The sequence below is a fragment of the Lentzea sp. NBC_00516 genome, from assembly GCF_036346835.1.
In the GTDB taxonomy this organism is placed as follows: domain Bacteria; phylum Actinomycetota; class Actinomycetes; order Mycobacteriales; family Pseudonocardiaceae; genus Lentzea; species Lentzea sokolovensis.
Genome location: NZ_CP107840.1, coordinates 5456752 through 5470237, shown reverse-complemented (window position 1 = coordinate 5470237; position 13486 = coordinate 5456752). Strand labels below are relative to the sequence as shown.

At 67.5% G+C, this 13486-nt stretch carries 10 protein-coding genes; 5 read left to right on the top strand and 5 right to left on the bottom strand.

The features are described 5' to 3' along the window. Nucleotides 1–16: 16 nt before the first annotated feature. Nucleotides 17–1786, top strand: coding sequence for a hypothetical protein (locus tag OG205_RS24150; RefSeq protein ID WP_330270363.1), 1770 nt, complete (start codon nt 17–19; stop codon nt 1784–1786). A gap of 23 nt (nt 1787–1809) precedes the next feature. On the opposite strand, the gene OG205_RS24145 is transcribed toward OG205_RS24150, so the two are convergent. Further along, on the bottom strand, nt 1810–2748 hold the full coding sequence (locus tag OG205_RS24145) for an ABC transporter substrate-binding protein (protein WP_330270362.1): 939 nt from the start codon (nt 2746–2748) through the stop codon (nt 1810–1812). 300 nt (nt 2749–3048) lie between these two features. On the opposite strand from OG205_RS24145, the gene OG205_RS24140 reads away from it, so the two are divergent. Genes OG205_RS24140 through OG205_RS24130 form a run of 3 tightly spaced genes read left to right on the top strand, consistent with a single transcriptional unit; the run spans nt 3049 to nt 6917 of the window. After that, a complete protein-coding gene (locus OG205_RS24140; protein WP_330270361.1) occupies nt 3049–4008 on the top strand; it encodes a quaternary amine ABC transporter ATP-binding protein in 960 nt (319 codons plus the stop codon). 2 nt (nt 4009–4010) lie between these two features. After that, a complete protein-coding gene (locus tag OG205_RS24135; protein WP_330278215.1) occupies nt 4011–5951 on the top strand; it encodes an ABC transporter permease in 1941 nt (646 codons plus the stop codon). 12 nt (nt 5952–5963) lie between these two features. Next, nucleotides 5964–6917 (top strand): ABC transporter substrate-binding protein, encoded by a 954-nt coding sequence (locus OG205_RS24130; protein WP_330270360.1) that lies wholly within the window; start codon nt 5964–5966, stop codon nt 6915–6917. A gap of 74 nt (nt 6918–6991) precedes the next feature. Here the strand turns inward: OG205_RS24130 and OG205_RS24125 are convergent, their stop codons facing one another. Further along, a complete protein-coding gene (locus OG205_RS24125; RefSeq protein WP_330270359.1) occupies nt 6992–7168 on the bottom strand; it encodes a hypothetical protein in 177 nt (58 codons plus the stop codon). 176 nt (nt 7169–7344) lie between these two features. Here OG205_RS24125 and OG205_RS24120 point away from each other — a divergent pair, with 176 nt between their 5' ends. Further along, nucleotides 7345–8481 carry a cytochrome P450 gene (locus OG205_RS24120; protein ID WP_330270358.1) on the top strand — a complete coding sequence of 379 codons (1137 nt, stop codon included), beginning with the start codon at nt 7345–7347 and terminating at the stop codon, nt 8479–8481. A gap of 68 nt (nt 8482–8549) precedes the next feature. Here the strand turns inward: OG205_RS24120 and OG205_RS24115 are convergent, their stop codons facing one another. Genes OG205_RS24115 through OG205_RS24105 form a run of 3 tightly spaced genes read right to left on the bottom strand, consistent with a single transcriptional unit; the run spans nt 8550 to nt 13485 of the window. After that, nucleotides 8550–9449, bottom strand: a complete 900-nt coding sequence (locus tag OG205_RS24115; protein ID WP_330270357.1) for a glycosyl hydrolase family 18 protein — start codon at nt 9447–9449, stop codon at nt 8550–8552. Between the two features lie 3 nt (nt 9450–9452). Next, nucleotides 9453–12362 carry an alpha-mannosidase gene (locus tag OG205_RS24110; protein WP_330270356.1) on the bottom strand — a complete coding sequence of 970 codons (2910 nt, stop codon included), beginning with the start codon at nt 12360–12362 and terminating at the stop codon, nt 9453–9455. 4 nt (nt 12363–12366) lie between these two features. Then, nucleotides 12367–13485, bottom strand: a complete 1119-nt coding sequence (locus tag OG205_RS24105) for a glycoside hydrolase 5 family protein (protein ID WP_330270355.1) — start codon at nt 13483–13485, stop codon at nt 12367–12369. Nucleotide 13486 lies beyond the last annotated feature (1 nt).

Below are 13486 nucleotides of genomic sequence, written 5' to 3'. Positions count from 1 at the left end.
CTCTATGGTGCGTCACGTGCGCTACCAGTACCTCGACGACCGGCTGCGGCAGGCGTTCGACCACGCCGGCCTCGACCGCGGGCAGCGGGCGTTGCTGCAGGGCGTGCTGCGCGCACTGGACCCGGACGCGCACCTCGGCGAGCACGTCGCGGGCCTCAACAGCGCCGTTCTCGCCGTCACGCGTGCCAGGACGGCCCTGGAGAGTCACGCGACGGAGGACCAGCCGCGGTGGAACCTGTTGCGCCGCATCATCACCACTTCGCTGGCGTGCATGGACGCGGCGAGGCCCGCGTACGCCCACGGCGGCGCCGAGGAACTCGCCGAGGCGCGCAAGGTCCTGCGGGGCGTGGACGCGGCCATCGTGGCGGACGGGCAGCGGCTCGATCCTCAGGTGACGGCCGCCGCGGCCGCGAAGCTCGACCCGGAAACGCTCGAAAAGGCCGTGAAGGGGTGGATCGCTCCACTGTGGAACGGCGTCGGGCTTCCGTTGCGCACCAGGATGATCGCCGAGATCGCCGTTGTCGTGGCGATGCACGGGCGGGATGGAAGGCAGCTTCGCACGGATCTGCTGCGGTGGCTCAAGAAGCCCGGTGATCTGGCCGATGTGTTGTGGCCCCGGGAGCAACGGCACGTCGTCGCGCTCGTGGTGAGGGGCGCGCGAGTGCTCAGGCACCTGGACGAGCTGCTTCCCGAGGCGCGGCAGGAACCGTTGCACCGCAACAGGTTGCCCAAGGACGACTTCCTGAAGGACGCCGTCACCGGGTCGTCGGTGCTGGTACGGGTGCCGGTGGAGGCCGCGGACGTGCACACGGCCGCACTGAGGGCCCGCCGGATCCTCAGCGAGGTGCTCGACCAGTACGCGGCGGGGGAGCGGCTCACCGAGCTGACCATCGCGCCGGTCTGGCAGGTCAGCGCGCCGGGCGGCCGGGTCACCCGCGGCACCGAGCACCAGCGCACCGTCGGCAACGCCTATCCGCTCACCGCGTACTGGCCCGCCGAACTGCGCAGCGCGATGCGGGTGGCGAACCTGGCGCGGCAGGTCGACGCGCCGATGGCGAGCGCAGGGCTGGCGTGGAGTGCGCTGGAGGCGACGGGGCTGGATCCGAGCAAGATCGCATGGCTGGCCAAGGCCTGTGCGCTGCAGATGTTGCGGCAGCACCTTGTCAGCCTGCACGTCGTGGTCACCAACCACGACACCGAACTGCGCAAACCGCTCGACGAGCACGTGCCGACCACCGGCGTGAAGCACCACCTGAAGTCGGTGGACGCCTGGCTGGAGGTGCTGATCGGTCACAACCGCCCGGACGCACGGCTCGACGCCGCCCAGAAGGCCATCACCGCGCTCGCCGAGAGTGAGGGAGGTCTCGTTCAGGACCTCGCGGAACTCTGGCGCGACCGGCTCGCGGACTCGAAGGTCCTCGCCGGTTGGCTGCGTGAACAGGAGGACACCGCCGCCGCGCTGCTGGAGTGGCTCTACGTCACCAGGAACCTGGCGTTCCACGCGGGACGGTTCGCCTCGCCCGCCGACACGCTGACCGCGCACGGCGGGCAGGCCGTCGCCGATCTCACACTCGAGTTCCTCGGAAACTGGCGGACCGTCGAAAGACGTGGCCAGGACGAACGACGGAGCCGGCAGGAGACCTCCGCCGTGGAGATCTACCGCCGGCTCGCGCAACGACAGGATCAGCTGGTGGCCCGGCTCAAGCGAGCGGGGTCCGTGCGCAGGCTCAGTGTCGAGGACATCTCCGGCCCCGACGAGAAGTGGTGGTCGCGGGGCAGGAGTTGACGCCCGCCAAACCAGAACAATAGTTACGGCTTGGGCTTCGTCAGCCAGTCCTCTACCCGGTCCGGGTTCGCCTCGACCCACCGCTTCGCCGCCTCGTCGGGCGACATCTTGTACTTCGCGATGAACGACGCGACCGTGTCCTGCTCGTCGTTGCTCCACTGGAAGTTCTGGATCAGCCTGGCCGCGGGGCCGCCCTTGTCCATGAACTTCTTGGCAGCGATCTTGTCGAGCTCGTAGCGCGGGTAGTCGCAGGCGACCTGGGCCGCGTCCGCGTCACAGCCCGCCTTGTACTCGGGCAGCTCGATCTTCACCAGCTCGATGTCGAGGTGCAGCCACTGCGGCTCGAAGAAGTAGCCGATCAGCGGCGTCTTCTTCTCCTCGGCCTGGCGGAACGCCTTGATCGACGCCTGCTCGCTGCCCGCGTAGACGACCTTGTAGTTGAGGTTCAGGTTCTTCACCAGAGCCTCGTCGTTCGTCACGAACGACGGGTCGCCGTCGAGCACCTGGCCCTTGCCGTCGGACAACGGGGTCTTGAACTTCTCCGCGTACTTGTTGAGGTTCTGCCAGTTCGTGATGTCCGGGAACTCTTTCTTCATCCACGGCGGCACGTACCAGCCGATCACGCCCTTGTTGCCGGTCGGGCCCACCCGCACGGCGCTGCGCTTCTCCTCGATGTACTTCTGCTTCAGGTCCTCGTGACCCCAGTTCTCCAGGATCACGTCGATCTCGCCGGAGTCGAGGCCCTGCCAGGCAGTCTGTTCGTCGACTTCCTTCTTCGTGACCTTGCAGCCGAGCCGTTTCTCGGCGAGGTACGCGACCACGGCCGCGTTCGCCTCGTAGCCGACCCACGGGTTGACCGCGATGGTGACGGAGTCGCAGGGCTCCGTCGGTGCTGCCGAACTGGAGCGGGGTGACGCCGTTGATCCACCGCCACAACCGGCAATTGTCAACACGAACGTCATTGCCAGAGCGATTCTGGGGGCTTGCACGAACAGCTCCTCGTCGGGGGGAAGAGCGATGCAGGAGACCGCTCAGTTCAGCTTTTCCCGATCGATCAGACACAGTCAAGTCATGGGATGATTGGTTGTCCACAAAGGATCAGATATGTATCAGCCCTTGACCGTACCCGTGCGAAGGTCAATGCTGTCGCGCATCGAGAAACGGTGTGCGCAGTCCGCAACAGGTCGGAGTGGTTTGGCGTGGATCCCGTGATTTCGGTCAGGGACCTGTGGAAGGTGTTTGGCCCCAAGGCATCTCAACTGGTGGCCTCGGACGAGCTCAAGGCGTTGTCGCGGCAGGAGCTGATGGACCGCACCGGTTCCGTTGCCGCAGTACGGGGAGTCGACTTCGACGTCGCTCCCGGTGAGATGTTCGTGGTCATGGGCCTTTCTGGATCGGGAAAGTCCACACTGGTCCGCTGTCTCACGCGGCTGGTGGAACCGACCGCGGGCACGGTCATGTTCGAAGGCGAGAACATTCTCGAAGCGGACCCCAAGCGTTTGCGTGACCTGCGCAGGAACAAGTTCTCCATGGTGTTCCAGCACTTCGGCCTGCTTCCTCATCGGACAGTCGCCGACAACGTCGGTTACGGGCTGGAAATCCGCGGGGTACCGCGGGCGAAACGTGCGGAGCGTTCGCAGGAAGTGATCGACCTGGTCGGACTGTCCGGCAACGAGAAGTCCTATCCGGATCAGCTCTCCGGCGGCATGCAGCAACGCGTCGGTCTCGCCCGCGCACTGGCGGGCGACCCGGACGTCCTGTTCTTCGACGAACCGTTCTCCGCGCTCGACCCGTTGATCCGGCGCGACATGCAGTCCGAGGTCATCAGGCTGCACCGCGAGGTCGGCAAGACGATGGTGTTCATCACCCACGACCTGAGCGAGGCGCTCAAGCTGGGCGACCGCATCCTGATCATGCGCGACGGCAAGGTCGTGCAGGTCGGCACCGGTGACGAACTGGTCGGCGCGCCCGCGGACGACTACGTCCGCGACTTCGTGCGGGACGTGCCCAAGGCGCACGTGCTGACGCTGAAGTGGATCATGCGCCCGCCGCGTCCGGAAGACGACCTCGACGGGCCTGAACTGTCGCCGGAAACCGTTGTGCGCGAAGCCGTGCGCAGCGTCCTCGGCGCCAACAAGCCGGTGAAGGTCGTGCGGGACGGCGAACTGCTCGGTGTGGTCGCGGACGAGGAGATCCTCGGGGTCGTGGCCGGGGAGGCGTGAACATGGTTGCCGTCGCCGCCCCAAGGCAACTTCCGCGACTGTTGCAACACAAGAAGGCGCTGATCTTCGCCGGGATAGTGCTGGCCTGGCTGGTGCTGTGGCTGGTGTTCCGCAACGTCGGGACGCTGTCGCTCGGCGCCGCCGACCTCACCCCGCTGCACCGGTGGGTCAACGAGGTCAACGACGCCGTCGGCGCGTCCAGGAACTCGAACCCCGTGTTCCTGTACTTCTTCAACGAGATCCGGCTCGTCATCGACGAGTTCGTGACCTTCATCCAGGCCCTGATCGCGCAGCCGTCGTTCGGCCGGCCCGTGCCGGTGATCGGCTGGCTCGGCGTGGTCGCGATCGCCGGCTTCGTCAGCCTCGCGGTCGCCGGCTGGCGGGTCGCGCTGCTCGCCGTCGCGGGCTTCGTGTTCCTCGGCCTGCAGGGCCTGTGGCAGGAGAGCATGGACACGCTCTCCCTGACGCTCGCCGCGGTCGTGATCTCCTTGCTCATCGGCATTCCGCTGGGAATCTGGGCGGGACTGTCCGATCGTGCACACCGGATCCTGACGCCGGTGCTCGACTTCATGCAGACGATGCCGACGTTCGTCTACCTGGCGCCGCTGACGTTGTTCTTCCTGATCGGCCCTGCCTCGGCGACGATCGCGACGCTGATCTACGCCGCCCCGCCGGCGATCCGGATCACCGCGCACGCCATCCGCTCGGTACCGCGCACCACCGTCGAGGCGAGCGAGTCCCTTGGCGCGACGCAGAAGCAGACGCTGGTGAAGGTGCTGCTGCCGTCCGCGCGCAAGACCATCGTGCTCGGCATCAACCAGACGATCATGGCCGCTCTGTCCATGGTCACGATCGCCGCGCTGATCGACGCGCCGGGTCTCGGCAAGACGGTCGTGAAGGCGTTGCAGACCCTCGACGTCGGCACGGCGTTCAACGCGGGTCTCGCGATCGTGGTGCTGGCGATCGTGCTGGACCGCGTGACGACGGCCGCCGCGAGCGAGCGCCGCAAGCTCCCGCGCTGGGCGCTGTTCGGCGGCCTCGGTGTCACGGGCGTCTGCGTCTACCTCTCCTACACCTACCTGTGGGCGGCGGAGTTCCAGTCGGACGTGGAGATCGGCAGCGCGATCCGCAAGGGCGCGACCGCCGTGACGGAGTGGGCGCAGGACTCGCTGCCGGTGATCACGGACGGCTTCAAGGACTTCGTCACGTTCGCGTTGATCAACCCGCTGCAGGCGCTGCTGGCCGAGTCGCCGTGGTTCCTGGTGGCGCTGGTGATCGTGGCGCTGTCGTTCATGATCGGCGGCGTGCGGCCGGCGATCGTCTCCGCCGTGTGCGTCGCGGCGCTGATCGCGACGGGCCTGTGGCAGGACTCGATGATCACGCTGGCGTCCACCCTGGTCGCCACGATCCTGGTGATGCTGCTGGGAATCGTCGTCGGTGTCTGGATGGGACGCAGCAGGCAGGCCGACCGGTTCATCCGGCCGATCCTCGACGCGGCGCAGGTGATGCCCGCCTTCGTCTACCTGGTGCCCTTCCTGGCGTTGTTCTCCGCGTCCCGCTTCACCGCGATCATCGCGGCCGTGGTGTTCGCGGCGCCGGTGGCGATCAAGATCATCGCGGACGGCATCCGCGCGGTGTCGACCGCGACCGTCGAAGCGTCCACGGCGCTCGGGTCGAGCTCGTGGCAGACGATCGTGAAGGTGCAGCTGCCCATGGCGCGCGGGGCGTTGACCCTCGCCGCCAACCAGGGCCTGATCTACGTGCTCTCGATGGTCGTCGTCGGCGGTCTCGTCGGCGCCGGCGCGCTCGGCTACGACGTGGTGGCCGGCTTCTCGCAGGGCCAGTTGTACGGCAAGGGGCTCGCGGCCGGTGTCGCGATCGTCGTGCTGGGCGTGATGCTCGACCGCCTCACGCAGGCGGCCGCCAAGCGGTGGACCAACTAGGAGGTCTGGAAAGTGGCTAGGCACAGCGTGCTGGGAGCAGTGCTCGTAGGAGCACTCGCCCTTGCTGGTTGCGGTGGCGCCAAGGTCGGTGACACCTCCTCGGGTGCGACCGGCGACTGCGGCACGTTCAACCTCGCGATCAACCCGTGGGTCGGTTACGAGGCGAACGCGGCCGTTCTCGCGTACGTGGCCGAGAAGGAGCTCAAGTGCAAGGTCACCAAGAAGGAGCTCAAGGAAGAGGTGGCCTGGCAGGGCTTCGGCACCGGTGAGGTCGACGCCGTCGTCGAGAACTGGGGCCACGACGACCTGCGCAAGAAGTACATCGACGAGCAGAAGACCGCCGTCAGCGCGGGTTCCACGGGCGTGAAGGGCCAGATCGGCTGGTACGTGCCGCCGTGGCTCGCCAAGGAGCACCCCGACATCCTCGACTGGAACAACCTCAACAAGTACGCCGACCAGTTCAAGACGTCCGAGTCCGGCGACAAGGGCCAGCTGCTCGACGGCGACCCGTCGTTCGTGACGAACGACGAGGCTCTGGTGAAGAACCTGAACCTCAACTACAAGGTCGTCTACGGCGGCAGCGAGACCGCGCTGATCCAGGCCTTCCGCCAGGCGGAGAAGGACAAGAAGTGGGTCATCGGCTACTTCTACTCGCCGCAGTGGCTGCTCAACGAGATCAAGCTCGAGAAGGTGAAGCTGCCCGAGTACAAGGCGGGCTGTGACGCCGACGCCGAGAAGATCGCCTGCGACTACCCGGACTACGACCTCGACAAGCTCGTGTCCAAGAAGTTCGCCGACGCCAACGGCCCGGCCTTCCAGCTGGTCAAGAACTTCAAGTGGACCAACGAGGACCAGAACACGGTCGCGAAGTACATCGCCGAGGACAAGATGAAGCCCGAGGACGCCGCCAAGAAGTGGGCGGACGCCAACGCCGACAAGGTCAAGGCGTGGCTGCCCAAGGCCTAGTCAGAGCATGAAAAGAGCCGTGGGGGTGTGGTTCCTGGACGAGAGGAACCACACCCCCACGGCTACCCCCGGCATCAGGCGGCCTGGTGACCGTTGGGTACCTCAGGCTCGTGCCGATGTGTCATGCGGTGCCACCACGACCGCGGCTTCCCGCCGTTGCGGTAGTACTCCTGGACGCGGCGGGCGTCCTCACGCAGGGCGGTCTGCCGGTAGTCCATCTCCGCCTTGATCGCCTCGGGCGTCCACTCCATCGAACTCACTCCTCAGTGCGTTTCTCTCGCTTGCTGACAACGATGAGATTGCTCCTGAGGGGTGACCCCTTACATCGGACGATCACCTAAGGCATCGGCGTACGACCCCTTACGCCACACCCGGATAGCCGGATCAGCGGATCCCCGTGGCCTGGGTAAGGGGCACGATCGAGGGTATGACTGTCGCCCACTTACCCACGCGACCTGCGAAGTTCTTCGATCCCACCACCGAGGTCCACTACGACGAGCAGCTGGGTTCCTGGAACGTCTTCTCCCTCGCCGACGTCCAGCGCGTGCTCTCCGACGTCGAGTGCTTCTCGTCGGACTACGGCCTCACCGACGAGACCAGGCCGCTCGCCAACCCCCTCCTGAGCGGCATGTGGGCTGCCGACGGGCAACGTCATCGCGACCTGAGGGCCGCGGTCGCCGACCCGTTCAGCCCGCGGGTGATGTCCCGGCTCGAGGCGCTGATCCGCGCCATCGCCACCGAGCTGGTCGACGGCCTCGACCCCGGCGGCTTCGACGTGGTCACCGCGATCGGCAGGCCGTTGCCCACCAGGGTGATCTGCCACCTGCTCGGCGTCGACCTGAGCGCTGAGGAGCGGATGACCGAGTGGCAGGAACGGCGGTACGAGGACGACGCCACCACCAACACCGTGTCGCCGCAGGCCGAGATGGCGGAGTTCTTCGCCGCCGAACTCGACCGGCAGCGCGTGGAGCCGGGTGACGGCCTGATCGCCGAACTGCTGGCGGTGCAGGCCTCCGGCTACCTCGTCGACGGCAGGCCCATGTCGGACTGGGACCTCGTCGGCTACTGCGCGATGCTGCTCGGCGCCGGCCTGGACACGACCGCGGCGACCATCCCGAACGCCGTGCTGTTCCTGACCGAGTTCGGCTGCTGGGACGAGCTGCGCGAGGACCCGTCGCTGATCCCGGGCGCGATAGAGGAGACGATGCGCTGGTACCCGATCTTCCCCGGCCCGCGCCGGCAGGTGATGCGGGACGTCACGATCGGCGGGCAGGAGATCAGGGCGGGGCAGTGGATCAGCGGCTGGCTCAGCGCGGCCAACCGCGACCCGGAGCGTTACGCCGACCCGGACACGTTCGACATCCGGCGGAAGACCCGGATCATGACGTTCGGGCACGGGCCCCACTACTGCCTGGGCGCCGGACTCGCGCGGCTGGAGAAGCGCGTGCTGCTCGAAGAGATGGTGCGCCGGCTTCCCCTGCTGCGCAGGGAGACCGGCGCACCACTCGTGCGGAGGGAGTGGATGCTCGACAACCTCGAGACAGCCACCTTCCGCTTCGACTAGGGACTCGCACGGCAGAGTCCTCGGGCGAGGTGCGTCTCGCGCACCTCACCCGAACCGCGCCGTTCCGCCTACTTCTGCATGGCCGTCACGTCCGCCGCCCACTGCCAGGGCGCCGCGGTGCCGCCGGGCAGCGAGTTGAAGTACTCCCAGCCCGCCACACCACCGAAGTTGGTGTACTTGGTCTTGAGGCTGCGCACGGTGTTGCCGAGCGTTGTCATGTTCACGTAGCCCGACCCGCCGTTGGCCGAGTTGGTGAGCACGCCGAGCACGACCTTGTTCGCCGGGATCAGCCGCCGGTTGATGATCTGGTCGTAGTTCGCGGTGCTGCCCGCGTTGCCCCAGCCGTTGTAGAACTGGCCGTTGAACCACGCGATCTTCGAGCCGTGGCTGCGGTACAGCTCCTCGTAGTTGAAGCCGGAGAGGTTGCCGCCGCCCCAGAGCGCGCTCGCCACCGGTGACAGCGTGACGACGAAGTTCGCGCCGAAGTCGGTCTTGAGCTGGTCGATCACGCGCCGGATGCCGCCGATCGACATGCGCTCCTCCACGTCGAGGTCGACGCCGTTGAGCTTGTAGGTGCGGATCGTGTCGCGCAGCAACGGGTAGTAGGTGTCGAATTGGGTGTCCAGCCTGGTGAACGAGCCGGGCGCGGCGCCGCCCACCATGCCGATCACGTTGACGCCGCGGGCCTGCATCGCGGCGAGGTCCTTCCACATCTGGGTGTAGCGCGAGTGCGACGGCGGGTGGTCGTTGAGATGCACGATCTTGTTGTCGTTGAGGTGGATCGCCGCGACTAGGACGTCCGTGACGCCGGTGTTGCGGTCGAGCAGGGGCTTGGGCGAGACGTACGTTCCGGTCGCGCCGTTGCTGTACTGGGTCTGGTAGTAGACGACGGTGCGCTTCTGGGTGGCCGCCTGGGCCGGTGGCGCGGCGAGCGCCACCAGCAGCAGGGCCAGGAACAGCTTCTTCATGCGTTACCTCGTGAATCGCAGGGTGATCACTTGGAACGGGCGCAGCACCACCTCTGCCGACGCGTCGGCCAGGGGCCGTTCGAGCAGGTCGGTCTCCTGGATCCGGGTGTGGGCGAAGGAGGTGCTGATCGAGGCGCGGGCACGGCCGCCGTGCGCCTCGTAGAGCCGGACGATCACGTCGCCCGACCGGTCGTCGGCCAGCTTCACGGCCTCGACCCTGACCGCGGGGTTGTTCGTGCGCACCAAGGGTTCTGGTGCGTTCGAGCCGCGGACTGCCTGCGGCGGCAGGTTGATGCGGTACCCGGCGTCGATGGCCTCCGGGATGCCCGCGCCGACCACGAGGGCGTAGCGGAAGCGGTGCTCGCCCTGGTCGGTCTCGGGGTCGGGGAACCTCGGTGCGCGCAGCAGGGACAGGCGCACGGTCGTGGTGGTTCCGCCGTCTTCGCGGGTGGTGCGGGTGACCTCGTGGCCGTAGGTCGAGTCGTTGACCACAGCGACGCCGTAGCCGGGTTCGCCGACGTGCAGGTAGCGGTGGGCGCAGATCTCGAACTTCGCCGCCTCCCACGAGGTGTTCGTGTGCACCGGGCGGTGCAGGTGGCCGAACTGGGTCTCCGCCGTGGAGACCTCGGCGCGCAGGTCGAGCGGGAACGCGATCTTGAGCAGCTTCTCCCGTTCCTGCCAGTCGACCTCGGTGTCGAAGTCGACCTGCTTGGCGTCCTCGCGCAGCCGGATGGTCTGGGTGAGCACGGAGTCGCCGAACTTCGCCCGCACCACGACGCCGTCGGAGGTGTCGACGCGTTCGGACGGGATCAGGTCGGCCTTCCAGTTGCGGTAGAACGGGTCGATGTCCCAGGCGTCCCACTGGTTCGGGTTGTCGCGGTGCAGCTGCGGCATGCCGGCGAAACCGTGCGGTGGCAGGACTTCGCGGTCTTCCTCGAGGTCCAGAATGGATGTGACGATGCCCTCGGTGTCGATCGTGACGCGCAGCCGGCCGTTGTCCAGCACGCCATCGGCCGGTGCCACGAACGGCCTTGGGGTGCCTCCGCCGAGCACGTCGAACGTCAGCTCGTCGTCGCCGACGCCCTTCAGCGCGTCGATGGCCCGGGCCGTCAGCGCCTTGAGCTCGGACGCCACGCGGGCGTAGGTGGCCTCGGCCTCACGGTGCACCCAGGCGATCGAGCTGCCCGGCAGGATGTCGTGGAACTGGTGCAGCAGCACGGTCTTCCACAACCGGTCGAGCTCGTCGTACGGGTAGTCGGCGCCGGCCAGGGCGGCTGCCACGGACCAGTGCTCGGCCTCGCGCAGGAGATGTTCGCTGCGGCGGTTGCCCTGCTTGGTCTTGGCCTGCGTGGTGTAGGTGGCGCGGTGCTTCTCCAGGTACAGCTCGCCCGCCCACACCGGCGCGTCCGGGTACTCGTCCTGCGCTGCCTGGAAGAACTCGCGCGGCGGCTCCACGCGGACGGTCGGCGAACCTTCGAGGTCCGCGACGCGGTGCGCGGTCTCCATCATCTCGCGGGTGGGGCCCCCACCGCCGTCGCCGTAGCCGAACGGGACCAGGGACCGCGATGCTTTGGCGTGCTCGGCGAACTGGCGTGACGCCCGTGCCAGCTCCTCGCCCGAGAGCGACGAGTTGTAGGTGTCGACGGGCGGGAAGTGCGTGAAGATCCGCGTGCCGTCGATGCCCTCCCACCAGAACGTGTGGTGCGGGAACTTGTTGATCTGGTTCCACGACAGCTTCTGGGTGAGGAACCAGCGCGAGCCCGACAGCTTGATCAGCTGGGGGAGCGCGGCGCTGTAGCCGAACGAGTCGGGCAGCCAGACCTCCTCGGTCTCGACGCCGAAGTTGTCCAGGAAGAAGCGCTTGCCGTGCACGAGCTGGCGGGCCATCGCCTCGCCGCCGGGCATGTTGGTGTCCGACTCGACCCACATGCCGCCGACCGGCACGAACTGTCCACTCCGGACCTTCTCGCGGACGCGGTCCCACACGTGCGGGTGGTGGTCCTTCATCCACGCGTACTGCTGGGCCTGCGAGCACGCGAAGTAGAAGTCCGGGTACTCGTCCATCAGCTTCGTGACGTTCGAGAACGTGCGTGCGCACTTGCGGACCGTCTCGCGCAAGGGCCACAGCCACGCGGAGTCGATGTGCGCGTGGCCGATCGCGGAGACCTTGTGCGCGGAGGCGTTGGCGGGCAACGCCAGCACGCCGGCCAGCTCCGCCCGGGCGAGGTCGGCGGTGGCGGCCACCTCGTTGAGGTCCAGCGCGTCCATCGCCCGGTCCAGCGCGTGCAGGACCTTGTGCCGGCGCGGATCGTGGTCCGGCAGCTCCTTCATCAGACTCTGGAGCACCTCGATGTCCAGCATCAGGTGCCACACCTGCGGCTGGAACACCGCGAGCTCGGCCTTGAGGATCTTGTACAACGGCTCGGTGCCCGCGGTCGCCTTGTCGCCCAGCGCGGTCGGCAGGAACGGGTGGAAGTCGAGGATCGTCGGGTTGCCCGCGGCCTCCAGGTAGAACAGCACCTCGGAGCCGTCGACGGGCAGGTAGGTGTTGCGCGGCTCGATGCCCTTGATGGGCACGCCATCAGCCGTGTACGCGAGGCCCTCGGACTGGAAACCGGGGCCGGGGTGGGTGAAGCCGAGATCCAGCACGACCTCGACCTGCCTGCCCTGCCACGCCTCCGGGACGCTGCCGGTCAGCCGGAACCAGCTCGTGCTCCACGGCGCGCCCCAGGCGTCGCCGACGTTCGCGGGTTCGTAGGTGGCCGCAAGAGCCTCGTCGACCGGGACGGGTTCGTCCGGCACCGTCCAGACGGCGAGTTCCAGCGGCGCGGTCTCGCCGTAGACGGCCGGGCGGATGCGTTCCTTCAGCGTGCGGTTGAGTCGTTCTTCCAGCAGCGCGCGTTCGTCGTGCACGTGGTCACCCCAGTTCGATCGAGGCCCGCACGCCGTCCCGCGCGAGGCCCATCCACTCGTCGAAGAAAGCGCCGCCCGGACCCCACGAGGGCCGGTCGCCGTGCAGCTTGATCGGCGTGCGTTCGGCCGGCTCGTGCACTGCCTCGCGCACGATCCGGGCGATCGCCTCGCCGAGCGGCTTGACCTTGCGTTCCGTCGTCAACAACCCCAACTCGTACTCGCGTTCGGGGAAGTCCACCAACGCACGGTCGACGTCGTGCGAGCACCACCACGTGACGCCCCACAGGTTCGAGCAGGTCAAGGCATTCGCAAGCGTTTGCTCCGCGAACTCCGGCGCCTGTTCGGCGGTGATCTCGGGCTGGGCGGCGCCGACCTCCTGCAGCCACACGGGCCGTTGCGGGTCCTCGGCGTGCGCCTTCGCCAGCTCGATCAGGTACTCGGCGTGATGAACGCTCTCCGGACTGAGCGATCCGTAGCGCTGCGCGGTGCCGTTGAAGACCCACGAGTGCACGGTCGTCATCGCGCCCTTGTTGGCCGCGTGCTCCGGCAGGAACGCGTGCTCGCTCTCGTACCAGACAGCGTCGTACTCGGAGTGGACGTGCGGGTGGCCAGGAGCGGCCTTCTCGCACTCGTCGAGCAGCGCGTCGATCCACTCGCCGGCCTGCTGGGGCGAGCACGGGTTCGACTCGGTGAGCAGGTTGACCTCGTTGCCCAGGGTGAAGCCGAGGAAGTTCGTCTTGTCGCGCAGGGCCTCGGCGAGCGTGCGGACGTAGAACTTCTGCCCGCTGATGACGTCCGGGTCCGTGAAGATGTTGCGGCGGTGCCAGGTCTGCACCCACGACGGGTAGAAGTCGAAGCTCGACAGATGCCCCTGCAGGACGTCGACCTGGACGTCGAGACCTGTCTCGCGGGCGGCGTCGAGCATCTGGCAGAGCTGCTCGACGGCCTGCGGACGGACCAGTCCGCGGTTGGGCTGGAACACCGGCCACAGCGGGAAGACCCGCACGTGGTCGAGGCCGAGAGCCGCGATGGACTCGAAGTCGGCTTTCACGTCGTCGAGGGAGAAGTCGAGCCAGTGGTGAAACCAGCCCTGGGACGGGGTGTAGTTCACGCCGAAACGCAAG

Bases quoted from the DNA above. Each gene is read 5' to 3' on its own strand.
- OG205_RS24145 (WP_330270362.1), bottom strand. From the start codon at position 2,748: ATGACGTTCGTGTTGACAATTGCCGGTTGTGGCGGTGGATCAACGGCG.
- OG205_RS24135 (WP_330278215.1), top strand. From the start codon at position 4,011: ATGGTTGCCGTCGCCGCCCCAAGGCAACTTCCGCGACTGTTGCAACAC.
- OG205_RS24125 (WP_330270359.1), bottom strand. From the start codon at position 7,168: ATGGAGTGGACGCCCGAGGCGATCAAGGCGGAGATGGACTACCGGCAG.
- OG205_RS24120 (WP_330270358.1), top strand. From the start codon at position 7,345: ATGACTGTCGCCCACTTACCCACGCGACCTGCGAAGTTCTTCGATCCC.
- OG205_RS24115 (WP_330270357.1), bottom strand. From the start codon at position 9,449: ATGAAGAAGCTGTTCCTGGCCCTGCTGCTGGTGGCGCTCGCCGCGCCA.